Source organism: Fibrobacter sp. UWR3 (assembly GCF_900143055.1).
Lineage (GTDB): Bacteria > Fibrobacterota > Fibrobacteria > Fibrobacterales > Fibrobacteraceae > Fibrobacter.
On record NZ_FRCW01000002.1, the window covers coordinates 1 to 25,842 of the forward strand.

Sequence of the window (25,842 nt, forward strand, 5' to 3'; positions counted from 1 at the left end):
CCAAGTAGATAAAGGCTTGCGGACGATTTCAGGTACCCAAATGTCATATAATCAAAAAGTACCTGTTTTTCAGGTACCTTTTTGTCATATAGACCTGTTTTTCGATTAGATTTAGACATTCCCAAAAGATATCTTCGTACTTTTCCCGATAGAGTTCGGTCATCTCGGGCGTTCCGTCCGCACAGGTCTTGGTCTTCGCGATGTATCCGTTAAACCAGCATTCGGAATCGTACTTCAGGCTCACGTATTCCAATCCATAATACTGCCCCCTTTGATAGGGGTACAGATTCCCTCTCAGGGTCTTCTCTTCTCGATTGATGATGCTATCCAGGAACGCCCTTTTCGCTTCGGGCAAGGTATCGTTTTTATCAAGTTCCTTCACTATCTCTTCGTACAGTCCCTTCTGCACATCGGCAAGGACATCTACAAACATGGCGAAGGAATCCCGCGGGCAGTTCGTGACCAAGTCTTCGGGCACGGAGCTAGAAGAACTTTCCGCCACAGAGCTGGAACTGTGCGTCTCGTAGTATTCCTTTTCTGTAACGTAGGCAACGTCACCCTCTTGCGCATATAAACTGTAATTTTTGCCATCGGAACATTTCAGATACGTGACCTGATAATGGGGGCAGACACGGGACACGATACCGTAAACTGTCACCGGCTCCTGAACGGCGCCGCACGAAAACAGTTTTTCTTCCCACTTGTTCAAAATCTTTTCCGAGACCGTGGTATCCTTTTTCAGGAACTCCTGCAAATCCATGCAAGAATAGTACGGTTCTGTAGATCCGGAGCAGCGTTCCTCCAAGAACTGGAACGTGGAGCAGGTTATGGATGGGTCCTGCGCCAACCTAAGCTGTTCGCCACTTGAAGAGCTCACCCCGTCAGACGAAGAACTCTGCGCGAGGTCAAGCCCGGACGAAGATTCCGGCACCTGCTCCTCCGAAGAAGAACTTGAAGGTTGCTGGGAATCAGAAGAAACACCCCCTAGGGCATCGGACGAACTTTCCGGTTCGAGACCGGGGTTCACTCCCGTCACACCGGTCGAAGAATCAGAATCACTGCCGCAACTTGCCCAAAAAAATCCCATAACGGACAGGCAGCTCAATCGGATAACTCTACGAATATTCATACTTCCTCCTTTTCTCCCATAAATATATTCTTTTTTTCGGCTCGGTAATAATTTATTCAAAAAAATTGTGGACAAAATGTAAAAACCGGATGCATACAGCACCCGGCTTTTAAAGTTTCATGGATTCTATCGGGCCTTCGGCCCTCCAGAATGACACACGAGATTACTCAGCGGCGTCCATGTCGGCTTCGTCGATTTCGGCGTTGTGGTAAACGTCCTGGACGTCGTCGTGGTCTTCGAACTTGTCGATAAGCTTGAGGAGCTTCACGGCATCGTCGTGACCGAGCTTCACCGGATCGTTGGCGACGTAGGTGATTTCGGCGCTCATCATTTCGATGTTCGCGGCTTCGAGAGCCTTGGAAACAGCGTCGAAGGCTTCGGGGCTCGTAGAGATTTCATGCACGCCGTCTTCGGTGCTCATGTCTTCGGCACCCGCTTCAATCACGAGGTCCATGACCTGTTCTTCGGGGTACTTCTCGGCATCGACGACAATCACGCCCTTGTAGGTGAAAGCCCAGGACACGGAGCCGGATTCACCCATGGAACCGTTGTTCTTGTTGAAGATGTTGCGGATTTCGGCAACGGTACGGACCTTGTTGTCGGTCAGGCACTGCACCATGATGGCAACACCTGCCGGACCGCGTCCTTCGTACAGCGGTTCCGTCATTTCGGTACCGGAGTTGGCACCCGTACCCTTGGCGATGGCGCTCTCGATGTTCTTGGTCGGCAAGCTCTGGCTCTTGGACTTGAGGATTGCCGCACGCAGACGCGGGTTAGCATCGGGGTTTCCGCCGCCGAGCTTGGCAGCAATGGAGATTTCCTTAATCAACTTGTTCCAAGCCTTCGCGCGAGCGACGTCAGTCTTGGCTTTCTTGCGTTTGGTGGTGGCCCATTTGGAGTGACCGGACATAGATTACCTCTAATATACTAGGTTGTGAAACTTACTTTTTCTTTTTCATCATGAGGCAGCGCTTCTTCTCCTTGGGAGTCAAGCCCGGATCATCGCATTCATCGCCTCTAGATGCCTTTTTCTTCTTTTTCTTCTTCGGCTGATCTTCTTCGTCAGCCATATCCTTCATGCGCTGCTTCTTCTTCTCGGAAACAGACACCTCAGATTCCTCCGATGCCGCGCTCTTCTTGCGCTTCAGAGCCTTGAGTTTGCCCTTGTCCATCGGGTCGGCAGAAGCCTTCGTGATGGCCTTCTCGTACTTGCCGCCCCAGATATTACCGAGCAGCGAACCCGAAGAGAGCGCATCGTTCAGGCCCGACTTGGACCAGTCGTCATCGACCGGCGGCAACAGCTTGAACTTGAGATTGCGAATCGTGGTAGGTTCGTCATCATAGTAAAGCATGATGTCGAAAAGGCCCACCTGGTATTCCTCGCCGTTCACTTCCACCGGGGAATTGTCGATGTAGGCAAGCACCGCATAGAGGTCGCCCTCGAAGAGCGCCTCGCGGATGGATTCCGCATCGCCTGTCGGGGAACGGACTTCGCCAATCGCCTGGAATGCCCACGGAGCAACGTCCACCTTCAGGGAGAACTTGAGTGTACCGGGCTTATCGGTATCCTTCAGTTTCAGGAGCGCTCCGGAGAACGCCTGGAACTTCGGTTTAATCGAACCTTCCTGTGCATAGCCGGCCATGACCAGCGCTAGCACGAGCATCATGATTATCTTTTTCATAGAACCTATCCTTTTCCCCAATCCAAAAGTTAATTCTTGAAGAACAGAGCCTTGGCAGCCTCGAACATCGGGTCCTTTTCGTCCGGATCGCGGCATTCGGTGTAAATGCGCACCTTCGGTTCGGTACCCGACGGACGCACGAGCATCCAGGAGTCGTCTTCGAAGATGATCTTCACGCCGTCGAGCGTGAGGAGCTGCTTCACGGTCTTTTCGTTCTTGCCGACCATGACCTTCGCACCCGGCTTCGCGATCGTTGCGATGGCATCGACCTTGGCCTTGAGCGGGGCACCCACGAGGGACTTGTCCACTTCGAAGCCCGAGCGGGTCGGGTAGAAGCGGCCGTACTCTTCGTACAGGGCGTCGAGGTATTCACCAAGGTTCTTGCCAGTCACCGCCATAATTTCAAGAGCGATGAGGAGGCCGAACTGGGCGTCCTTCTCGAGCGTGTTGTTGAGGCCAGAGATACCGTCGGATTCTTCGAAGGCAACGAGGGCCTTCTGCTTGGCATTGCGGCTGAGCCACGGGCGGAAGTTCTTGAAGCCCACCGGAGTTTCCATCACGGGTACGCCGAGCTTTTCGGCAATGATGTTCACGAAGTTGGAGGTCGCGACGGACTTGGCCACGCAGCCCTGTTCCTTGCGCCAGGTTGCCATGTAGTGGAACGCGATGGCACCGAACTGGTTCATGTCGATTTCGCGCGTACCGTCGTAGAAGCGGATGCGGTCGCCATCCGGGTCAAAGATTGCACCCAGGCGGAATTCGCTCTTGCTTTCGTCCAGCACCTTGCGGACCTTCTCGAGGTTCTTGCTGGACGGTTCCGGGGCGATGCCGCCGAACAGGGAGTCATCCTCGTTGCGGAGCGTGATGAGGCATTCCGGATTGTCGAGCAGCGCAGCCGGACGGCGGCGGGTAGAGCCGTGCACGTGGTCGCACACGAGGGTCAAACGGCCCTTCTTGATGAATTCCTTGATGCGGTCGAACTTGATGGTGCCCTGCTTGACGAGGAATTCCTTGTAAATCTTGAGGGAGTCGATAATTTCCCAGTCAACCTTGCCCACCGGTTCAAACTTCCAGGTGGCCATCATTTCGTTGCTGAGCTTGGTAATCACGTTCGTGATTTCCGGACCGGCAGGACCGCCGTCGGCCGGGTTGAACTTGATGCCGTTGTAGTGGCTCGGGTTGTGGCTCGGGGTCATGTTGATGGAGCAGGCGGCACCGAGCATCTCGATTGCGGCGCTGAATTCCGGAGTCGGCATTTCGCCACCGTAGTAGACCTTCACGCCGGCCTTCGCGAACTGGTCGGCAACGGCTTCGCAGAATTCGTGACCGAGCAGGCGGTTGTCGTGGCCAACGACCACACCACGCTTCTGGAGTTCGGCAAAATCCTTCACGCCGAGAGCTTCGAAAAGTTCCGGAGTAGCTTCCTTATAGAGGCGGACGATTGCCGCACCCACCACCTGCAGATTGCGGAGCGTAAATTCGGAACCAATTTCACCGCGCCAGCCGGACGTACCAAAGCTCACCTTAGCGGGCTCCTGGGAGGTCAGAGCGACCTGCTTCACCTGTTCGACCAGGCCCATGTCGGTAGCCGGGTTGAATTCGGGGGACTGAATCTTTTTCCAAATCTGCGTAATGTTTTCCATAAGGGTTCCTTTTGAGTTTTAACGCGGAAAATTTAGAAAAAAAAGTGCTTTTGCAGGACACTTCGCGAATGTTTGAGGCACATCAAAACATATTCGAAACGCCCTATTCGACCATTCAACATACTCGTAATCTATTACGTATCAATACTTTACATTTATTGTACAGCAAGCGCCAAGCCGATTTAATTTGCGCCAACGCCCAATCCATAGTTTGTATGTAGTTCCCCGACGGTAGGCCAGTTTCAGCCAAACTCCCGCCTATAACTCTCTCTTTTTCTTTCGTCTAATGCTATATTTACAGCACTATGCAGATTACAAAAGCTTCTCAACTTACTGGTGTTTTCCCCGCGTTGTTCACCCCGCTGATGAACGACGATCCCAAGTGTCTCCGCAACTCCGTCGACTACAAGAAGATGGAAAAGATGATTGACGACCTTATCGCTTCCGGCGTTTCCGGCATTCTCCCTGTGGGTACCACGGGCCAGAGTGCGACGGTCACCCACAAGCAGCACCTCGACATCATCAAGTTCACGCTCGACTACGTGGACGGCCGCGTGCCCGTGATTGCAGGCGCAGGCAGCAACTGCACCCGCGAATCCGTTGAGATGATCGAAGAAGTCCTGAAGATTGCGGAAGTCCCGGTCCTCTGCGTCACGGGTTACTACAACAACCCCTCGCAGGAAGGCATCGAGAAGCACTTCAAGACGCTCAGCTCCGAAACGGGCGCGAAGATTATCATCTACAACGTGCCGGGCCGTACCGCCAGCTACGTCCACCCCGACACCCTCATCGCCCTTTCCGAAGACAAGAACATCATCGGACTCAAGCAGGCGGTCGATTTCCGCATTGGCGAAAAGTTCCACGAAGACACGAAGCGCGTGATTAACGAGACGAAGAACAACGACTTTGCCGTTCTGAGCGGCGAAGACGGATTCTTCATCGACATGCTCGAGATGGGCGGCACGGGCCTCGTGAGCGCAACGGCGAACATCCCCGAAGCGGCAAAGATTTTCGTAGACCTGTACAAGGCTTTCCAGAAGGGCGAGTTCCAGAAGTGCGACGACCTGCAGGACGCCGCCCGCGACTACGTGGAAGCGACCTTCTGCCGCAAGAACCCGATTCCGCTCGGAACCATGTTCAACAGCCCGCTCTTCCAGCCGATGACGAGCGTGAAGGATACCGCCCGCGGTGACGAAGCCGTGGCCCGCATCATGAAGCTCATCAACGAAAAGGCTGAGAGTTTGAAGAAGTACCACGTTTAGCTATTAGTCAATAGTTGTTGGTTACTAGTTGAATATTAGGCGCCTGCGGCGCGATTATAAGAACTAACGACCAATGACCAAAGACTAATGGCCACTGAAGTTTAAAATAGGAGATAATACTATGGCCAAGAAATCCATTATTGACGAAATCTGCGACTACATCAAGAAGCAGAAACTCTCCCCCATTCCTGTCCAGACCCTGAACGAGGAAGCTGAATCGACCCGCTACTTCGGCGGCGACCTCAAGGAATTCATTGCCGCGGCCAAGACGCTCGGCGCAAAGGGAATCTTCGTGGAAGAACTCTACCTCGAAGACGACGAGTTCTACTACGACAGCGGCATGGACGACGACGAGTACATGGCGCTCTACGGCAACGAGAACGTGGAATGCAAGTGCTGCGGCGAAGACTGCAAGTGCGGTGCTTCGGCAGGCTCAGCAACCGGGAAGAAGAAGGCCAAGGACGACGACAGCGATGTCGACGCCGTGTACTTTGAACCCGAGGACCTCGACGGCCTCGACCTCACGCTGTTGAAGCCGCAGATGGCGAAGTTCCTCGACCGCATCGGTGAAGCCTGCGGCGCACGCCTCACGGTTCCGGGTGTCGACCACCTCGAAGTGGAAATCTTCGCCGACTGGTACGACGAGTTCGCCGAACTCGTGGACGAGGCTTCCGAAGCTATCGAAATCGACCCGACCGACGCTCTCCGTCAGGCACAGGCCGTTTACGAAGCCGAAGAGAAGGCTGCAAAGGCCGTGAAGAAGATTGCGGCTCATCCGCCGAAGGGTAATAAGAAGACCGCAAAGTCTAAAGGCAAGAAGTAATACTCCGGTATAGACTTTGCTCTCGCAACCGCCCCTAGTTAATACTAGGGGCTTTGTTGCTCACAGAAGACCGCAAAGTCCAAAGGCAAGAAAAAGTAACTTGGTCTAAAAAACTTTGTATTAAACGGCCCGCACTGCGGGTCGTTTCTTTTTTTTGCGAGCTACGCGCGTTTTTTGGTCAAATTAATGCGGACGAACTGCGGCTTTCGGGCTATCTGGCGGTGAAATCAGGATTTTTTCAGTTTTTTCACCGCCGCTTTGTTACGTTGTTCGCAAAAATTCAACTCAATGAGGATGTTTTTTTGAACATTGTGGCGGTGATTTCTCCATATTTTCTCCAATTTCACCGCCAAAGAAAGCATTTCAGCGCAACAATTTCGCACTTTTACTACATACAAAGTAATTTTTGGCAGTGAAATCAGGATATTTTTTGCAATTTCACCGCCACTTTTGCAATTTAGAGGTTTCAATGCCCGAGACGACGAACGAGCGGTATCACTGTGAGCCGGAGGCGACTCGTATTGACGAGTCGTCGAAGGCGAGAGCGAGCGAGGTGCCGGAGGTTTCAATGCCCGAGACGTCGAGCGAGCGGTCTTACTGTGAGCCGTAGGCGACTCGTATTGACGAGTCGTCGAAGGCGAGAGCGAGTGAGGAACCGGAGGTTTCAATACCCGAGACGACGAACGAGCGGTATCACTGTGAGCCGGAGGCGACTCGTATTGACGAGTCGTCGAAGGCGAGAGCGAGCGAGGTGCCGGAGGTTTCAATGCCCGAGACGTCGAGCGAGCGGTATCACTGTGAGCCGGGGGCGACTCGTATTGACGAGTCGTCGAAGGCGACCTTTGGACACTTGCGCTTTAGCGCTTAGTGTACATGGCCACCTTTAGGTGGGAGCGAGCGAGGTGCCGGAGGTTTAAATGCCCGAGACGTCGAGCGAGCGGTCTCATCTACTACGCCAACGAGATGAAGTCACCTTGTCGAACAGCCCGAAGTAAAACACCGGTTCTCCCCTGTCGGGGCTGTACCCTACCTCGAAGCGAATGCGGTCAAGCGCCGGAATCACGAGATGCACTCCGCCATAGACGGCACCCTCGTAGTTATCCCAGCCGGGGCGGCCCTTGTCCCAGAGCAGGCTCCCGTCGAAGCCCGCCACAAGTTGCACACCGTAGAAGAAGTTCACACCCATCACGCTTGCGGCCCGGCGCTCCAGCAGTACAAAGCGCTCCTCGAGCGTGAGCAGAGCCTCGTGGGTCCCGAGAGAGCCCGAGTCGGCCTCGTGCCCGCGAAACGTATTGGCTCCGCCATGGTAGTAATAGTCGTAAAATTTCACGTCTCCCGGGCGGTAACGCACAAGCGCCGTCGCACCCGTCACAAATCGCCCGAAGGTCTTGTAGGCGCGCGCATCGGTCAGGAGTTCCCAGTAGTTTTCGCCATTATCCGTGTTGCAAAAACGCGATTCCGTTTCGACCGGTTCGTCCGATTCGATATTGGCGCCGCACGCAACATATTCTTCACCCGCGCCCACGTGCGTAAGCATATATTCGAAATACACGCCATCGCGCGTGTCGAGCTTGCTGTCACGATAATCGAAAGCAAAGCCAAGCCCCAATTCAGGAAGATTCGCAAAGTCCCTCAACCGACGGTAGGCGGCAGTCCCCAGCAGCGACAGGTGCGGCAAGAACTTGTATTCCAGATCCAGGTCAAGCAAGATGCTTTTTTCCTGGAAATCGCGGATGTTGTCGTAACTGTCGGTCAAGAGGAACTCGAAGTTCCACCCGAGCGGAAGCCCGAACAGGTAGGGGGAACTCGCATAGAAGGCCGCCTCGTTCTTGTCGAAGAACGGGTCCACCGTCGTGCGGTACTGCACCTCAAGCCGAATGTCCTCGCCCGCAACATTGATGTTCGCAAGCGCGGCTCCCAACATCAGACCATCGCGGTCGGTCTTCTTGCCCGCGGGTGCCGGAATCCAGCGGAAGATTTCCTTGAAGGAATATGTGAGTTTTACGAGACCCGGTTCGGCAGGCTCACCGGCCTTTTCGCAGGAAACGGAAACCTCGGTGAACAGGTCGAGATCCTGCAGGCGGAGCTTTTCTGCCTCGAACTTTTCGGCAGTGAACGGTTCACCCTCACGGTTCACGAGTTCGCGCTCCACCACGCGGGGGTTCGTGTGCTTCAGGCCTTCCAGCCGGATAGACTGGACAACGGTGCCGTCGGTACAGGTAGCCTGGGCGGCAAGGCCAAGCGAAGCCAGCAGAAGCGCGAAGGCCGATATCTTTACATAATTTGTCACCACCTATAAAATAGAAAAAACTCGGTACCCACCGGACAGGTACGGGCTGCCAGCGCACAAGGGCTCCTGCGAAAATTTTTATATTTGCAAGCGAAAAATAGACTGTTGAGGTTCCCTATGCTAGATTTTCTTGCCAACTACTGGCCGTGGCTCATCGCCGTTACCGTTGTCGTCCTCGCCGTATTCGCGTTCCGCGGGCTCCGCAAGGCACTCAAGGAAGGCGGTGGCGCGTTCAACCTTGAAACCATCAAGAGGAACACCGACCCGAACTTTGCCGCTCTCAAGCAGAAGTCCAAGGCCCTCCTCGCCGATGCCGACATGATTTGCGAAACGAAGGAAGGCAGCAACCTCGTGATGCCCAAGAAGGAAGACATGATGTTCTTCCGCCGTGCGGTGAAGCAGAAGTACAAGCTCGCCATGTTCCTCGTGCCGGGCACCAACAAAGTCGTGTACTTCTTCTGCAAGACGGAACAGGGCCTGCGCCGCCGTATCGAGAACCTGGTCATCAACCAGAAGTTCCGCGAAGGCAAGCCGCCCTACATGGACGTGACCACCGGCGAAAAGCTGAAGTACCCGAGGTCGTAATTAGACAAGAGACCGCTGCGCTGGTAGACGAAAGATTTTCTTTCTCGTCTAGCAAAAGCCCCGCCTCATGACGTATAACGATTTAGCATTAGCCGAAGAAGAAGGCAAGCTTGAAGCGGCTCTTGCGGAGTCGCGCAACTTGTTGATAGAGGCGCCCACAGGGTCGGGCAAGTCGCTGTTTATCCCCTACTTTTTAAGCAAGCACTGCAAGGGGCGCGTCGTCGTACTGCAACCGCGCAGGATTGCGGCGCTCTCGCTTGCGCAGTTTTCCGCAAAGTTGCACAACGAGCCCTGCGGTAAAACTGTCGGCTACCAGTTCCGGCAGGACAGTTGCAAGAGTACTGGCACGCGCATTTTATTCCAGACGTACGGAAACTTTCTGCAGGAACTTTTACACGGCAAGTGCGATGCGGAATGGATTGTGTTCGACGAATACCACGAGCGCAAGGCCGACATGGATTTGCTGTTCGCGTATTTTAGGGGAGCCGAACGGCCTCGTGTGAGCCGTAGCGACCAAGCGCAAGCTGGTCGTGGAGGCGAGAGTGAGGCGATGCCGGAGGTTCTTCTTTACGATAGAGCCGAACGGCCTCGTATTGCGGTGATGTCGGCGGCGCTGAACCGCTCCGAACTCGAAACGGTTCTCGGCGTCAAGTGCCTAACGCTCGGCCATCCGCTTTACCCCGTACAGATTATCAACCAGACTCCCGCCACAGGGAACTCGCTCGTCTCGGGCGTGGGCCTTGACGCCGAAGTGGTGCGGGCGCTAAAGACGCTCTACCGCAACAACATCTGGCAGACCACGCTGGTATTTTTACCGGGAAAGGCCGAGATCGCCCGCTGCCACAGCGCCGCCGCCGAAGCGCTCGGGCAAAACTGCGCCGAATTCCTGGAACTATACGGCGGGCAGGACCGCGAAACACAGGACCGTATTTTTGAAGTCACCGAACGCCCGCGGGTCATTTTCACCACGAATATCGCAGAGACATCCATTACCGTCCCGAACGTTACAGGCGTAGTGGATAGCGGCATCGAGCGCGTAAGCATCTACGACGACAGCGAAAAGGTGAGCGTTCTCCGCACGCTCCCCATCTCGATGCAGAACGCCATCCAACGCTCGGGTCGTAGCGGCCGTACGCAGAACGGCTGCGCCATTCGCCTCTGGAGCGAAGAAAGCGAAAAGCGCATGCCGCGCGGAATCATTCCCGAAGTCACGCAGATTGAACCCTCGGAACTGTTGCTGCAGAAAGCGGCACTGGAATCCCTGGACCCTATCAGTCGTCCTACGGACTCCTTCCAGGGTGACAGGCAAGAGCATCCACGGACTCACTGCAGCGACGTGACAAAGCGAGACGAAGGCATAGTTCTTCCTACGGCGATTCCGGAGGCACGCGAGCAGGCCGCCACCAAATTACTTGAGGGTTTCGGAATGCTCAAGGACGGTGCCATTACGGAACTTGGCCTCAGGGCCATCCGCACCCCGGTTTCGAGCATCCCGCTCGCGCTGCTCCTCGCTACGGCAAACGGCCCGCAGGACCTCCCCGACCTGCTTCTCGCAGCGCTCGCGTGGATTCACTCCGGCACGGAGTACCTGCAAAAAACGAAGTACCCGCAAGATGTTTTGACGCTTGCCGCCGACACGCTTTCCAAGACCGTAAGCGCCCCGCGGGAGGTGACGTTTACTCTCCGGCAGTTGCGGGAATACCGTGACACACTTGCCGCTTCGCGGCTTCGGTGTGACGAAGGCGCGACTTCGCAACAGTGTGACGACCCGAATCGTCATACCGCAGTCGAGCGCCAGCGAGACAAGGGTATCCAAAGCGCATTTCTCTGCAAGCAGCTTCTCAAGGCATTCCCGGACAGGCTCGCCACCCCGAGCGGCAATGCATATAAACTTGCAAACCAGAACGTTATCCGGTTGCAGGTCAGCGAACCGCCCTACGCGATTCTCGCTCTCAGCATGCTGCGCACCGGCACCACCAAGTCGGAACTGAAGGTAAACCTGTTTGCCCCTATCGCGCAAGAAATGCTTGCCGGCAAAAGCGCGCAGGCCCGCTACGAACTGCTGTGGCGTAGCGGACAGGAGCGTTTCATCGGGGTCGAAGTTAGCGAAGCCGCAAATGCGGACGGGAGCACTACGGAGCTATCGCGTAAGGAAATCCTCACGCAAGAGGCTCCTCCGAAGGTTCTCGAAGAACTCAAGAAGCTTACCGTCACCGCATGGAAAGAAAAAATCGAGAAGGAAAACTGGAGCGGGCGCTACCTCACCGAATCCGTGCAGACTCTCCTTACCAAGATGCGGCTCGCCGCCAAGCTATACCCGGAATACGGGCTGCCGGAATTCAACGACGAGGACATGGAAATCATCTTCGATGAATTTGCCGACGGGAAATTCCTGCTCCGCGACATCAACGAAGACCGTTACAGGAACATCGTCGAAGATTATTTCGGCAAGTCGATGCTCGCCTGGCTCGGGAAGACATTCCCCGACCATTTTATGCTCCCCAACGGCAAGCGGGCGCGTTACAGTTACCAGGAGGTCGCCACCGACGAGATGCTCGGCGGGCAGGCGGTAGAAAGTGCCGAGGGCGTCCTGGTCGAAATTTCCGCCCGCATCGAAGATTTCATGCAGTTGCGCGGCGAGCACAAAATTGCAGACGGCAAACTGAAAGTGCGCTACGATATCCTGGCACCGAACTTCCGCACCATCCAGAAAACATGGGACCTGACTGGATTCTGGCAGAACACCTACGCCGAAGTGCGCAAGGAACTGCGCGGACGCTACCCGAAGCACCCCTGGCCCGAAAAAGTTATTTAGAAAAGACAAGGGAGGGGCTCGCACGACGGCCACTCCCTAAAAAACGGCTCCCCTTGCGGGGAACCGTCTTGGGGTTGGTTTGGAGTCTTTACTTGAAACTTGCCGTAAGGGTGGTGACCTCGCCCGGATTGAACGTGCGTGTCGCATTCGTATTGCCGTCGCTCCAGCCGGCAAACACTGCACCCGATTTCGGGACCGCCGTCACTGTCACGGGAACATCCCTGAAGAAGTTCACCGTCATGCTAGCCTTATCGAGCGGCAGGTTGTGTACCAGAATTTGGCCAGAACCTTGCACAGACAACGTTGTTTGTGCAGTTTCGCCTAGGTTAAAGTACTGCTTCATCTCGCTCATAATCGTCTGCTGGCGGCTCTGAGCGAAACTCTTTATCTTCTCCAGATTGCTAGACATCGACGAAGCATCGTAATTCCAGAACGAGGCGTCGCCCGAAATTTCAGCCTGGACCTGCGACTGCAATTCATCGATTCGCGCCAGGAGCCTGTCGGCAGCAAAGTTCATAGACAGAAGCACGCAGAAACGGTTAATGAAGGCCTTCTTGAAGTTCTCGTTTCCGAGCAAGCGAATCATGAGAATCGTATGGTCCGAAATCGAGCCGCTCTGCTGGCCACCCTGCTGACCCATGCCCGGCATCATCATGCCACCCATTCCGTTGGTGCCGTTCGGGTTAGTCACGTAGTTGAACACGTTACCATTCTGCGTATTGTAGCCTACACCAAAACCGAAGTCCACATCGTACAGGAACCATTTCCATTTTGTCTTCTGGCTTGCCACGCGCCATTTTTTCAGGTTATTGTGCGGCCAGTCTCCATTATTCAGGAACATTTCCGCCTGCATATAGTTCATGTAGTTGTCGACATCTATCTGGTCGGCAATCTTCTGGTAGTTCGCATCGCTTGTAAGTTCGTTGCTCTGTAGCCAGCTCAGCATATTCTTGTAATCCGTCGCCGAGCCCGCACCCGCCTCGTTACTGGCGTCAACGAGATCGATGTCGTTCGGGTCGAGCCCGTACTTGGTTTCGTAATAGTATTCGTTGTTGCGTTCACGCAGGTCGTGCAAGCCGTAGTACTTGCCGTTATAGTACACCACCACGTAGCGCCCACGCTGGTAATCTACGCCGAGCCCTTCCGTCATCGAGGTTCCCAGGCGGTCACGCACATAGTCGTCGCCGCTGTTGTTGCCAAAATTCCTGAGCGAGAATGCCTTGAATTTCTTGAGTTCCGGATTATCCGGGAACAGCGGGTACTTGAGACGCTTGCTTCCATACTCCTCGCGGAGCGTCACGGAGAAGGACTTTTTCTCCTTAGCGCGGCTATACTGGCCCGAAATCTTGTAGTCGCCCATCACGCCGAACGCGGGTGCCTTCGGCGAGCCGGGTTCAAAGAGTTCCACATACACGGGGAGTTCGCGGTTGCTCCAGAAATTCGCACCGTATTGCGGATCCATGCCACTCGCTCCGTTACCCTTCACGTACAAGCCCGAATCCGCGCTGAACATCGAAAGCGGGTCAGTTGTCACGAACATCGTGGCAATGGACGGCATCTGCCCAAAAACATACGTGCGGATAATCTCTTCGCTCGGGTAGCTGCCATCGACATACGTGCGGCAACGCAGCACCGTCGTAGCAGAAACATTCAGGGACTGCACCACGGGCGAACTCGCCGTCGCTTCGGCACCGCCCTGTTCGCAGCGCGTGCCCGCCGCAAACGTCACGGAAACCGCCGAGGAATAGAACCCGGAAGGAGGAATGTTCACCTCGCCAGATTCGGCCTGAGCGGCAAACACCTCGCCCACCGCGTTACCGTACGGGGACGGTGCCGCAAAGCCCCACTTGCCCGCATTGTCGCGCGACCACGACGCACCTGTCGGCACGGCGGAATAGCGCACGGAATCCAGCACGCCCGTTTCGCTCACCAGGTACAGCACGCCACCCTGGTCCTCTGCCTTGAACGTCGTGTGCGGTTCGTGCCCGCGCTTACGCGCGATGTAAGACGTAATCTTGAGCGTCGTAGATTCGCTACCTTCCGTCTCGGTAGCAAACGTCGTGGCAGTCACGTTATTGCGCTTGATGTCGCCCGCATTGTCCGCAAGCCTTACGTAATACACCGCCGAGGAATCGCCCGTGCCGCGAAGGTTCTTGCCGGTCCACGCACTAAGCGCATCGCCCTCCTTGAAGTTCAATCGGATCTTGTGGTTCTTGGTAATGAACCCGCGGACCACGAGCTGGTCGGCATTGCCGGGCTTCGCGCTGGACTTCATCACCACGCGCGTATAGGAGCCCTTGTTCGGGGAAACCTTCACGACTGCGCCAAGTTCACTTGCACCACCCTCGCTGTAACACAGGGCCGACTTGCCCGGCAAGTTTTCTGCATTAGAGGTCGCGTTCGCGCCACCGGCACCAACACCGCCACCGATGCCGCCGCCAAAATCGCCCATGCCGCCGCCCCAGTCACCCATGCCGGGGAACGCGCCGAACCCGCCCGTAGAGGATTCGGAACTGCAATCCGTTCCCATCATGTTCACGGAATCAGAAGGCGGGATATAGTCCGCATAGTTCTTGCCCGAAAGGAAGACCACCATGTGGCCCTTCGCGGGTATCGTCGCGTCGCCGAACACCCAGCGACGCGGGAACTTGATGTCGTTACTCAGGGCAATACCCTTGAGGCTCACCGGAGCGTCGCTCGTGTTGTAGAGTTCAAGCCAGCCGGGATCGTTACCGTCGTTGTCCTTGAAGTTTGCGTTCGAAGGGGACACCTCCGAAAACACGACCGGGAAATTCCCGACAAAGGGTACCGTCGTATCGACAGCGACCATCTGCTGGTCTTCGCCCGGAAGCGGGCCATCGTGAGAACCATCAGTTTTTTTTGAGGAAGAAGACGCGGCAACCACACCGGAACTTGCGCCCCCCTGCTGCGGAATTTCGCCAATCGACGAAGAACTCGCAATAACCGGCAGGCCATCGTCACCGATGACAAAACCGCTGCTAGAAAGGCCTTCGGCACCCGAATCTGGAGAAACCGGGTCCGTCCCGGAATCGTCGGAGCATGCCACCACGCATGCCAAGCCAAAACACACCATGCACCAGAAAGAAGAACTCCTGATATGCATACCCTAATTATACCCGCAAAAATGTCGTTTTTCAAGAAAAAACGCGGTTTACAAGCCTTTCGCCGGCCGCAAAAACGGAACATTTTGCCCCTTTTTACGCCACACGGGACTATTCGCCCCAAAAAAGGATATATTAGGAGCATGAAGGCAATTTTTCTCCTCTTTTTGACAATCGCGGGCGCATGCGTGGCAAGCGCCGAACCGCTGTTCATCGGCTACTACCCCGACTGGGGAAAATGGCACAAGCCCGCCTACACTGTCGATAAAGTCCCGTACGAAAAGCTGACTCACGTGCTGTGGAGCTTTATCACGCCGGATACCGACGGAAGCTTGCGTGGCGATGCCGCAGACGACCCGACCGCCCTCGACGAAATGGTCGCACTCGGGCATGCCGCAGGGACGAAAGTCATCGTCTCGCTCGGCGGTGGCGGGCAGAGCGAAAACTTCGTGCCCGTCGCATCGGACGACGCGCTCCGCCAAAAGTTTGTGACGAACCTCGTGCAGTTTGTCGCCGACCACAACCTGGACGGCCTCGACATGGACTGGGAATGGGAATACAACCCCGTACCCGATGCAGACACCATCGCCTACAACAAACTGCTCACAGAGCTCCGCGCCGCACTCCCCGAAGGCAAAACGCTCTCGGCTGCGCTCCCCTGCTCGCAGTATTACGGGAAATACTTCACGCCCGAAGTCCTCGTGAAGAACCTGGACTGGCTCGGGTTCATGACCTACGATATCACCGGCGACTGGGACGAAAAAGCCATGTTCGATTCGCCGCTCTACCCGCACAGCGGCTACACCACCTGGTCGTGGGAACAGACCCGCGACTACTGGAAAAAACGCGGCGTCCCCACCGAAAAGATGGTCTTCGGAATCCCCTCGTTCGGATTTGAATTCAAGGGCGCAACGGGCCCCGGCACCGATTTTACCAAGGGTTCAGCCAAGCAGGTCCCGTACAAGGACATCGTCGCGAATTCCGAATGGGAATTCTTTTTCGACAGCGTCTCCGTGTCACCTTACGGCGTATCTTCGACCGGCTACGTGACCTTCGAAGACCCGCATTCCTCTGCCGTCAAGAGCCGCTGGGTCAAGGATAACGGCTACGCGGGCATCATGGTGTGGGAAGTCTCGCACGACTACATCGAAGGTACAGGCAACCCAATCCTCGACAGCATCGCCGAGGTGTTGCGCGACGGTTCAACCGACGCAATTCCTAACATCCGCAAGGTCCGCACTAGCTCACAGCCCCGGGCGCAAGGCACCTCGGGCAAGCAGGTGGACGCTCTCGGCAAGAGCGTGAAAGGTAAACCGAAGTTTATCCGTATTTTCGAACCGTAAAAGACCCGTTTTTTTACTTGACTTTACGCATATTCTGTATTAGATTAATAACATCGGGTCTTTTCCCGAAAGGTGCGTGGATTATATGGTGAAAAAATATCTCGCGGGCGCCGCCCCCGTTATCACAACTGCGGCATTGGCAACAGGATTGCTTGCCGAAATGTCATTCGCGGCGGACCGTTCCGTCGCCCTCAACAAGGAAATCGAGACGCTTGAGCCCATGAAGGGCATCGTGTTCTGGCCCGACCAGGCCAAGAGCCAGAAGGATTTGCAAAAATCCATTTCGCTAGAATTCTCGTACTGCCTCCCCTGCGCCGTGGTGAAGGGCAAGACCGACGACAAGATTGACTACGACTGGAGCAGTTTCGAAAAGATGCTCGACGATATCGCGAGCCGCGGGCACCAGGCTATCGTGCGGTTCCGCATCGAGTACCCGAGCGCAACCATCACGAACGCATCGGGCTGCACCGAGAAGGTGAAGGGCGCCACCGCAGTCCCCAACTACATCAAGGCGAACAAGTCCTACACCGAAACGTATTCCGAAAACCCGGGCGGCGACGGCCCCACGTATTATGCCGACTGGAGCAACAAGGAACTCCTGTGGTTCTACAAGCAGTTCTACACCGACTTTGCCGCAAAATACGACAAGGATCCGCGCATCGCATTCGTGCAGGCGGGTTTCGGGCACTGGGGCGAATATCATATCTACGGCACCAAGCTAAACTTTGGAGTCAACTTCGCCACCAAGGATTACCAGGCCGAATTCCTGACGCATCTTGATAGTTTGTTCAAAGAGACCCCATGGAGCATCTCCATCGATGCGGCAGACAACAACTACACACCCGTCGCAGGCAACAAGACCTTGCTCGGGCTCAATTTCGGGCTGTTCGACGATTCCTTCATGCACGCGGAACACGACATTTCGCAGGGCAACGGCGACAACGAGCGTAACTGGCGCGACCTGGGTACGGACCGCTGGAAAACCGCCCCCGGCGGAGGCGAAATCAGCTACTACACCGAAAAGGACCAGCGCGAGTTCCTGAACCCGGCAGGCCTTTACGGAGTCACCTGGGAAGATGCCGCCGCCAAGTACCACATGACCTACGTGATAGGCAACGACGCACCCGAAGGCAGCTATGCCACCAAGGAACGCGTGTACGAGGCCAGTTCCTATGCGGGCTACAAGTTCGAAATCACGGGCTATGCGGTCAACGGAATTTCTGCAGCCGTGCGCGTAAAGAACATCGGCATCGCACCGCTTTACCACAACGCCTACGTGACCGTGAACGGCGTGCGCAGCGACAAATCGCTCAAGGGCCTCCTCCCCGGTGAAGAAGCGACCTTCACCGTCGCGGGCCTCACAATCGGCGATAGCGAAACGCCCGAACTCACCATCACCGGCGACAAGCTCTTGAAGGGCGCGACCATTCCTTACAAGGCAAACCTCAGCGCAAACGCCGAAGTCATCGAGGGCCTGCTAGATGAAAGCGGGACCACCGGCATCGCGGGCGCGCGCAGTTTAACCCACGACAAAGGCAAGGCCACAGGCAACCTCGGCAAATCCCGCGCCACCGACCTCAAGGGGCGTAATGTTCCGGCCAAGGCTGCACACGGAGCGTATTACCCCGTTACAAAGCGCTAGTTCTTTGTAATTTGCCAATGACCGCCTTTATCAGGGCCTATCCGACGGATAAGCCCTTTTTGCTGCAGTTTCTTTATATTCTCTTTCGTTTTTCTAAGCGAAATCCCTAGAATTTTTGCAAGACTTACTGCCGTAATAAAAGAATCTTTCTCCATTTCTCTTATTATTATAGCCTGATTTTCAGCGACCTTTTCAGTGACCCTTTCAGTGACCTTTTCAGGCCGTTTATCAGAAGCATCCAATTGAGGAATTTTGAATTCCAGCATTACATCGCAAGGATGCACCGTATATTCCGTCTTTACGCCATAATCGGCACAAAGCTTGCACATATTCTCAATTCCGCGACCCCAGGCCTCCACATAGCCAGCCCTAAAGAACGCATTTGCAATTTTAGGATTGTATTGTTCAGAACGATGTCGTTGCATCAGCGTTTCAGCAGTCCAATTTGCAGGAAAAACACAATCATTGCTGATTAGTACGAGATCTTCATGTATTCTTATTTGAATTTGCACCCCAGAATCGTAATTAGAATGCATCAACGCATTGAATACGGCTTCGCGCATGGCATCCTTAGGAATCGGATAACGCTCCACACGAATCAAGCCATCATAACTGATACGAGCCTTAAAATACTTGAGATATATGAGTTCAACAACCCTGTCTGCCTGAATAAATAACGACCCGTAAATTTCATCCTGATATTGCAAATCAGGACCATCGCCAAAGAAACCAATTTTCACATAAGCACCGCCAAACCATCTTTCCGGTTTGCGATGAAAAAGCAAAACCGCAGCCCGAGTCAATTTTCCGTTCACAGTCAAATTCAAATTGTCGAGCAGTTCTTCATTCGTCATCGCCAAATCCTGCGCAGTCATTCTGCCGGATTTCTTTGCCTCACGACGAAAAATGTCGAAGCTTTCCTTGTCCAAATCCCTAAATTCAACACCATCAACAGGCATAGCATCCCATTTTGTCCGGGTCCTGTCCAAAAAAAATGCGCAAGAGCAGGCCCCTGCAAAAGCTGCTTTGTACTTCCGCTTCTATAGTGATATTCTCCCCTGTAATTTATGGGTTCAGAACTGGCAGGAACCGATATTTCAATGTATTCCTTTGAATCTGCAGAAAGCAAATTCACATCAACAAGCATGCCTAACGATTCCCTAATCTTGTTCGGGATATCTTCCATGAGCCTTTTGGCGTTCAGCACACCGCATACTTGTCCATCGTCGCTGACGCCGATATACAACTTGCCGCCCTGCGCATTGGCAAAGCCGCAAATCCACTTGAGATATTCATCTCGCCACGACGATTTGTATTCGATATTTTGACTTTCTGGCATAGGAACTCCTTGAAAAAAAAGAAAAACATTTGATAATCATCAAATGCCTTTCGGAGCCTACACTATTAGGAACCGCAGCTGAAATGTAGATTATGTACTAGAATTGGCAAGGGGCGAAAGGAAATTTTACAATCTATTATAATTAAAAACCATACCAACTAGGAGGTATTTTTCCATAGGCTGTATTTCCTAAACGACCCTTTCCATATATATGTTCAAGGACCTTTTCTGCATTACTTTTAATCGTATTCCTTGGAAAGGTTTCGTAAAAGCGATGATTAGCTAGTTCACTAGATATCCATTGGCAATACAGGACCTCTTTTCCACTGCTGAGTTCATACCAGCTAGGCGGCGTCTTTGCCCGCGCAGAGTTAACCAAATGTCCTTTTCCATATTTGTGTTCTAGTGCTTTTTCAGCCACCCAATTACTCGTATTCCTTGAAAAGGCTCCGTAAAAGCGCTGATTTACTAGTTCACTAGACACCCATTGGCAGTACAGGGCCTCATTCTCACCACCGAGTTCATACCAGCTGGGCGGCGTCTTTGCCCGCATAGAGCGTCCCAAACGTCCTTTTCCGTATCTATGTTGAAGAGCAATTTCTGCATCCCGGCTGCTAGTATTCCTTGGAAAGGTTTCATATATACATTGATTTAATTCGCTAGATATCCATTGACAATATAAGAGTTCCCTGTTTTCCGAACCGTTTTCGGTTGTACCAAGCGTTAGTAAACCCGCTAGTTTAATTACAGAATCTACGATAGATTCTCCTGATTTTTCCCTATTCGATGGCTTACTTCTTCTCGAATCACCAAACGATTCTTTTTGTTTTCTACTACTTTCATTTCGATCAGACAATTCATTTTTATAGAATCTCTTTGGTAGAAATTTTTTATTTCTCATGAAAATCGCAAGTATCGCTAAGGCAATGACCAGTATTGCATACCCCGTCCCAACATGAAAAACATCCAATAAAAGCCATAAGCATGATATTGCAACAACTGCCCCCGCTGCAGAAATGCAACCGATTTTCTTTCTCAAGCCCAATTCCGTAACACCAAGAGCAAGAACAATGAATAGAACCAAAACACCCCAACCATCGCTAGAGGATTTTTCCGCATCGGCAGATGTGCTGGAAACGGGATTCAAAAACTTTTCGCTAACATAGCCTGAAGTTGACCTGGATTCAATTTTGCAAAAGCCACTATTACAAGATTCTACTTGTACGACATCCTCTTTTTGAAGCTTTCCAACAACCTTTGAAGTTGCAGTCGGTTTTTCTCTAACATTCAGTGTGTTAGCAACAACAGTCGCTTGATACGAAGACACTGCGTTCACTACCAAAAATATTGTAATGACGAAAATCTGTTTCAACACTTTCATAAAATCAACCTTCTTGTTTAAAGATATTGTAATAATGAGCCAAATACGCTTTCACCCCATCAACTTTACCTTTGTAATCATCTTTTAAAATCCGCGTATAGGAAGAAATAAATTCAGCAACATTTTCATCTAACTTTTGGTATTCTATCCCCCATTCACCATCAGTATTCAATTTACCCGAGGCTCCGCGTAAAATCCAAGACGGATCATTAACTGAATAGAGTGTATAGCCAAATTCTATAGAATAAGACGCCAGCATTCGAAGTTTATAGCCATTAAAAGAAATTACATACTTTGGACTTATTGCGCCGAGTTCCTGACGGACGAGCTTGTCATTAAGCGCCCAGTATTTATATTGATCTTGATTATTAAAATGAGATATTTTTCCATCGGGATTGATATCCCTAGCCTCAGTATGCAGAGAAAATTTGTAGTAGTTCGTCACCCCACAATAATCGAGTATATGTTCGGCAGGAATTTTAGTTCCTGTTTTAGCCATTATAAAAACGGCAATTAATGCAGGAATAACTCCATTCTCAAACGGAGCTATATCTACATCGCTTATATCAAAATCCGTCTCGCCATAATGGCGATTAAAGTCATCGCCATATTCCAATCGGCAGTTCAACTTTTCAAAATTATCTGAATACCGTTTTACTAAAGAGTTGTTATGCGGAATATTTTGCGCCGTACAATATACTAGAACACCATATTCATCGAACAATTTTCCTAAAAAGGGAACATATGGAGGGAAAGCCCCTTTTTCACTTTTAGTGGACAAGTAATTCAAGACTTCTCTACTGAAAGCAGCGCTCAAATCCATTTTCCGAAACTCATCCTTCAATTTTTCAAATTCGGCCTTATCCATCAATGTACCACGTTATATCATAAGCATATAAGTCCTCTCAAAATTTAACATAATGTATATAATTTCACAAACGATTTTAAATTCTACCCCATAATTTCAACAGCAGGAACTTTGCGAGCCAAGGGAAGGCATTCCCCTACCCTTCTTTGGATTGCTTCGCTGCGCTCGCAATGACGAAATGGGGACTTTTTCTAACTTGGCGCCCCTTTGGGGCGCATTTAGTACGGCTCGGCCATGTCAAAGCAATGAATTGCTTTGACGTCTGCGACGTCCGTGGCTACGGCTCGAAAATGCAAAAAACAAGTTTTTCGCGCTTTCTCGCCTTGCACACTTTTGCCGCGGCACTCGCCTTTTACTAAATTTGTGCCCACTATGGAAACTCGTTACAATTCTAAAGATGTGGAAGCCCGGTGGCATAAGACCTGGGCTGAGAATAACAGTTTTGCACCCAGCGGAAAGGGCGAACCGTTCTCGGTCGTGATTCCGCCCCCGAACGTTACCGGCGCGCTCCATCTGGGACACGCGCTCAACGATACGCTCCAGGACATTTTGGTACGCTACCGCCGTAAGACGGGCCGCGACACGCTGTGGATTCCGGGTACGGACCATGCGGGTATCGCCACGCAGGCCGTGGTCGAAAAGCGCCTTTTCCAGGACGAACACAAGACCCGCCACGACATCGGCCGCGACGCATTGGTGGAACGCATCTGGAAATGGAAGGACGAATACGAAGCCCGCATCACCAAACAGCTCAAGAGCCTGGGCGTCAGCTGCGACTGGAGCCGTCAGCGCTTCACGCTGGACCCGGTCTGCGCAAAGGCCGTGCGTCACGCCTTCTTCAACCTGTTCAAGAAGGGCCTGATTTACCGCGGCAAGCGCCTGGTGAACTGGGATACCAAGCTCCAGACCGCCGTCGCCGACGACGAAATCTATTACGAACACGTGAAGGGCCACTTCTGGACGTTCAAGTACCCCCTGGCCGACGGTTCGGGATTTATCCCCGTTTCGACTACCCGTCCGGAAACCATCATGGGCGATACCGCCCTCGCCGTGCACCCCAACGACGAACGCTACGCGCAGTTCATCGGCAAGATGCTCAAGGTGCCCTTCGTTGACCGCGAAATTCCGGTGATTGCCGACGCAATCCTCGTGGACAAGGACTTCGGTACGGGTTCCGTGAAGGTGACGCCCGCACACGACCCGAACGACTATGCGACGGGCCTGCGCCACAAGCTCCCGATGATCAACATCATGAACGATGACGGCAGCCTGAACGAGAACGCCGGCAAGTTTCAAGGTCTGAAGGGCCAGGCCGCACGCGACGCCGTGGTGGCAGGTCTCGAAGAACTCGGACTTTTGATCAAGGTGGAAGACCACGAAATGGACGTGGGCCACTCTGACCGTTCCAAAACTGTGATCGAGCCGTACCTCAGCGACCAGTGGTTCGTGAAGATGGATGTGCTCGCCGAAAACGCGATGAACGCCGTGAAGTCGGGCGAGATCAAGATTATCCCCGAACGTTACGCCAACAAGTATCTGGACTGGCTCGCTGAAAAGCGCGACTGGTGCATCAGCCGTCAGCTCTGGTGGGGCCACCGCATTCCTATCTGGCACACGGACGCTAGCGAAGACGAACTGAAGGCCGCATTTGCTGGCCGCGACGACATCTACTTCTACAAGGCCGAAAACGGCGGCTACCTAGTGTGCAGCCAGGAAGAAGACCTCAAGCCCGACGCGGTGCCGGGTCACGAACTCAAGCAGGAAGAAGACGTGCTCGACACGTGGTTCTCCAGTGGACTCTGGCCGCATTCTACCATGGGCTGGCCGGAAAACACCGACACGCTCAAGCGCTACTACCCCACCAGCGTGCTCGTGACTAGCCGCGACATCATTACGCTGTGGGTCGCCCGCATGGTGCTGTTTAGCCAGGAAAACATGGGCACGGTTCCGTTCCACACGGTGTACATCCACCCGAAGATTCTGGACGGCAATGGCCAGACCATGAGCAAGTCCAAGGGCAACGGCGTGGACCCGATGGATATCGAAGAAAAGTACGGTACCGACGCTCTACGTTTTGTGATGGCAAGCCTCTGCACCGACAACCAGGACGTGCGCCTGCCGGTGAAGAAGGAAAAGCAGCCGGACGGCCGCGAAATCAACACCAGCGAAAAGTTCGAAATCGGCCGTAACTTCAGCAACAAGCTGTGGAACGCCTGCCGCTTCCTTTACCCGCAGCTCGAACAGGCCGGCGCACTTGACAACCAGCTCCCGATGGACAAGAGCTTGTTCGCACTGGAAGACAAGTGGATTTTGAGCCGCCTGCAGACGACCATCAAGGACGCCACCCGCATGCTCGAAGAATACCACTTCGCCGAGCTCGCCGGGTTCCTGTACCGCTTCGTGTGGGACGACGTGTGCTCCAGCTACTTGGAAATCAAGAAGTCCGTGATCAACAGCGAAACGCTCACCGCCGAAAAGAAGAACGCCATGGCCATTCTCAGCTACGTGCTGAAGAACGTGCTCGACCTGCTCCACCCAGTGATGCCGTTCATTACCGAAGAACTGAACAGCATCCTGTTCCAGGGCAGCGAAATGGTCATCAGCCGCGCCTGGCCCAAGGCCGACGAATCTCTCATCGACGCAAAAATCGAAGCCGCATTTGACCAGGCTTTCGCCGTGGTGGAAAGCGTGCGTGGCGTGCGTGGCCGCTACAACGTGAGCCCCGCCACCAAGCTTAGCGCCGTGGTAAGCGTCGACGACGCCGCGACGGAAGCAAGCGTGAAAGACTGCATGGCAATCATCACCGAACTTTCGGGTCTCTCTGACCTGAGCGTCGCCGTGAAGGCCGCCAAGCCGAAGTTCAGCGCTAGCGCCGTGGTGCCCGGTGGCGAACTCTACATCCCGCTGGAAGGTATCCTCGACCCGGCTGCAGAAATCGCCCGCTTGGAAAAGGAAATCGAGAAGGCCAAGGCATTCGCCGCTTCGATTGAACGCAAACTCTCGAACGAAAAGTTCGTGAGCGGCGCCCCCGAAGCAGTCGTGAACGCCGAACGCACCAAACTCGCTACGCAGATGGATATTATATCCAAAAATGAGGCTGCGCTGAAGGAACTGAAGTAAGCCTCCACTCGTCATCCCCGCGAAGGCGGGAATCTCCCAAGCAATTTAAAAGAGGTGTTCCTAACGGAACACCTCTTTTTTATCCCCCACATTGGTCTATTGACTATCGTTGTCAAAAAATATATATTGGTAATGTAAATGGAGGTTTCCTATGTCCGAAGCCATGGTTGCAGAATTCACAAAACGAGCAGCGTCCCTTTCTAACGAAGAGACGATTTTCGTCATTTCCATTCTTTTGGAAAAGCTGAAAGCACCTGCAACCGCAACTACGAAAAACGGCTCTTTGGACAGTCTTTTCAACTTGGCTGACAAGCTCCACTTAAACTCTGCCGGAAAGTCCTGGACACGCGAGGAGCTTTATGACCGCTAGTTGTTTTCTGGATACAAACATTCTTATATATTCAGTTGACGAAAAGGACAAAGTCAAGCAACGCACCGCCAGAGATTTGATCGCCACCTTGGTCCAAAATGATGACGCAATTATTTCCACGCAAACCTTGCAGGAATTTTATAACGCAGCAACCAAGAAACTGATTGCATCAAAGAAAGATGCCGGAACATTTGTCAAGCAATTCTCCGACATCATTCCAGTCCATAGCAACACCGTAAACGATGTGTTGGCGGCGATAGACATTAGTGAAGCGTCTCAGCTTTCCTTTTGGGATTCTCTTATTTTGGCATCCGCAAAGGCATGCGGTTGCACAACGATTTATTCAGAAGATCTGAACGACGGGTAAACGATTAACGGCATAAAAGTCGTGAATCCGTTTAAGTAAAAGCGAAATTCTGTCGAGGCAC

The 25,842-nt window shown here is 53.3% G+C and carries 20 protein-coding genes; 10 read left to right on the top strand and 10 right to left on the bottom strand.

Translation table 11 applies throughout. The annotated features are described in order from the left end of the window. Positions 1-43: 43 nt before the first annotated feature. The 4 genes from BUA44_RS02180 to BUA44_RS02195 form a co-directional block, all read right to left on the bottom strand. Positions 44-1,129 (bottom strand): hypothetical protein, encoded by a 1,086-nt coding sequence (locus tag BUA44_RS02180; RefSeq protein ID WP_143151828.1) that lies wholly within the window; start codon positions 1,127-1,129, stop codon positions 44-46. A gap of 163 nt (positions 1,130-1,292) precedes the next feature. Further along, entirely contained in the window at positions 1,293-2,039 is a 747-nt protein-coding gene (locus BUA44_RS02185) for a YebC/PmpR family DNA-binding transcriptional regulator (protein WP_072808032.1), read from the bottom strand. Positions 2,040-2,070: 31 nt separating this feature from the next. Next, positions 2,071-2,811: a hypothetical protein gene (locus tag BUA44_RS02190; protein WP_072808035.1), complete on the bottom strand. Its 741-nt coding sequence runs from the start codon at positions 2,809-2,811 to the stop codon at positions 2,071-2,073. A 29-nt stretch (positions 2,812-2,840) separates the two neighbouring features. Continuing rightward, positions 2,841-4,454, bottom strand: a complete 1,614-nt coding sequence (locus BUA44_RS02195) for a phosphohexomutase domain-containing protein (protein WP_072808038.1) — start codon at positions 4,452-4,454, stop codon at positions 2,841-2,843. Positions 4,455-4,759: 305 nt separating this feature from the next. Between BUA44_RS02195 and dapA the strand changes: the two genes are divergently transcribed. The 3 genes from dapA (at position 4,760) to BUA44_RS02210 (ending at position 6,955) form a co-directional block, all read left to right on the top strand. Further along, positions 4,760-5,716 carry a 4-hydroxy-tetrahydrodipicolinate synthase gene (gene dapA / locus BUA44_RS02200; protein ID WP_072808041.1) on the top strand — a complete coding sequence of 319 codons (957 nt, stop codon included), beginning with the start codon at positions 4,760-4,762 and terminating at the stop codon, positions 5,714-5,716. Between the two features lie 121 nt (positions 5,717-5,837). Further along, positions 5,838-6,539 carry a hypothetical protein gene (locus BUA44_RS02205; RefSeq protein ID WP_072808044.1) on the top strand — a complete coding sequence of 234 codons (702 nt, stop codon included), beginning with the start codon at positions 5,838-5,840 and terminating at the stop codon, positions 6,537-6,539. Between the two features lie 56 nt (positions 6,540-6,595). Then, positions 6,596-6,955: a hypothetical protein gene (locus BUA44_RS02210; RefSeq protein WP_143151829.1), complete on the top strand. Its 360-nt coding sequence runs from the start codon at positions 6,596-6,598 to the stop codon at positions 6,953-6,955. Between the two features lie 527 nt (positions 6,956-7,482). Here BUA44_RS02210 and BUA44_RS02215 read toward each other — a convergent pair. After that, positions 7,483-8,829, bottom strand: a complete 1,347-nt coding sequence (locus BUA44_RS02215) for a POTRA domain-containing protein (protein ID WP_255370425.1) — start codon at positions 8,827-8,829, stop codon at positions 7,483-7,485. 117 nt (positions 8,830-8,946) lie between these two features. Between BUA44_RS02215 and BUA44_RS02220 the strand changes: the two genes are divergently transcribed. After that, the gene (locus BUA44_RS02220; protein WP_072808050.1) at positions 8,947-9,414 is read left to right on the top strand and encodes a hypothetical protein; all 468 of its coding nucleotides are present in this window, start codon (positions 8,947-8,949) and stop codon (positions 9,412-9,414) included. A gap of 67 nt (positions 9,415-9,481) precedes the next feature. Continuing rightward, positions 9,482-12,229 (top strand): ATP-dependent helicase C-terminal domain-containing protein, encoded by a 2,748-nt coding sequence (locus tag BUA44_RS02225; RefSeq protein WP_072808052.1) that lies wholly within the window; start codon positions 9,482-9,484, stop codon positions 12,227-12,229. 88 nt (positions 12,230-12,317) lie between these two features. Here the strand turns inward: BUA44_RS02225 and BUA44_RS02230 are convergent, their stop codons facing one another. After that, positions 12,318-15,353, bottom strand: coding sequence for a CotH kinase family protein (locus BUA44_RS02230; protein ID WP_072808054.1), 3,036 nt, complete (start codon positions 15,351-15,353; stop codon positions 12,318-12,320). 141 nt (positions 15,354-15,494) lie between these two features. Here BUA44_RS02230 and BUA44_RS02235 point away from each other — a divergent pair, with 141 nt between their 5' ends. Next, positions 15,495-16,694 (top strand): glycoside hydrolase family 18 protein, encoded by a 1,200-nt coding sequence (locus BUA44_RS02235; protein WP_072808056.1) that lies wholly within the window; start codon positions 15,495-15,497, stop codon positions 16,692-16,694. Between the two features lie 85 nt (positions 16,695-16,779). Next, complete coding sequence (locus BUA44_RS02240) at positions 16,780-18,336, top strand: hypothetical protein (protein WP_072808059.1); 1,557 nt, start codon at positions 16,780-16,782, stop codon at positions 18,334-18,336. On the opposite strand, the gene BUA44_RS02245 is transcribed toward BUA44_RS02240, so the two are convergent. The 4 genes from BUA44_RS02245 to BUA44_RS02255 form a co-directional block, all read right to left on the bottom strand. Beyond that, on the bottom strand, positions 18,333-19,295 hold the full coding sequence (locus tag BUA44_RS02245) for an ATP-binding protein (RefSeq protein WP_255370426.1): 963 nt from the start codon (positions 19,293-19,295) through the stop codon (positions 18,333-18,335). The two genes, BUA44_RS02240 and BUA44_RS02245, sit on opposite strands and share 4 nt — an antisense overlap. Continuing rightward, the gene (locus tag BUA44_RS15850; RefSeq protein WP_255370427.1) at positions 19,208-19,675 is read right to left on the bottom strand and encodes an AlbA family DNA-binding domain-containing protein; all 468 of its coding nucleotides are present in this window, start codon (positions 19,673-19,675) and stop codon (positions 19,208-19,210) included. Before BUA44_RS15850 ends, BUA44_RS02245 begins: the two co-directional genes overlap by 88 nt. A gap of 142 nt (positions 19,676-19,817) precedes the next feature. Further along, positions 19,818-21,056 (bottom strand): SH3 domain-containing protein, encoded by a 1,239-nt coding sequence (locus tag BUA44_RS02250; protein ID WP_072808061.1) that lies wholly within the window; start codon positions 21,054-21,056, stop codon positions 19,818-19,820. A gap of 4 nt (positions 21,057-21,060) precedes the next feature. Then, positions 21,061-21,924: a hypothetical protein gene (locus BUA44_RS02255; RefSeq protein ID WP_072808063.1), complete on the bottom strand. Its 864-nt coding sequence runs from the start codon at positions 21,922-21,924 to the stop codon at positions 21,061-21,063. A gap of 372 nt (positions 21,925-22,296) precedes the next feature. Here BUA44_RS02255 and BUA44_RS02260 point away from each other — a divergent pair, with 372 nt between their 5' ends. From BUA44_RS02260 to BUA44_RS02270, 3 genes are all read left to right on the top strand, one after another. Beyond that, positions 22,297-25,044 carry a valine--tRNA ligase gene (locus BUA44_RS02260; RefSeq protein ID WP_072808066.1) on the top strand — a complete coding sequence of 916 codons (2,748 nt, stop codon included), beginning with the start codon at positions 22,297-22,299 and terminating at the stop codon, positions 25,042-25,044. A gap of 151 nt (positions 25,045-25,195) precedes the next feature. Further along, positions 25,196-25,414 (top strand): hypothetical protein, encoded by a 219-nt coding sequence (locus BUA44_RS02265; RefSeq protein ID WP_072808068.1) that lies wholly within the window; start codon positions 25,196-25,198, stop codon positions 25,412-25,414. Continuing rightward, positions 25,404-25,781, top strand: coding sequence for a PIN domain-containing protein (locus BUA44_RS02270; RefSeq protein WP_072808070.1), 378 nt, complete (start codon positions 25,404-25,406; stop codon positions 25,779-25,781). Before BUA44_RS02265 ends, BUA44_RS02270 begins: the two co-directional genes overlap by 11 nt. Positions 25,782-25,842 lie beyond the last annotated feature (61 nt).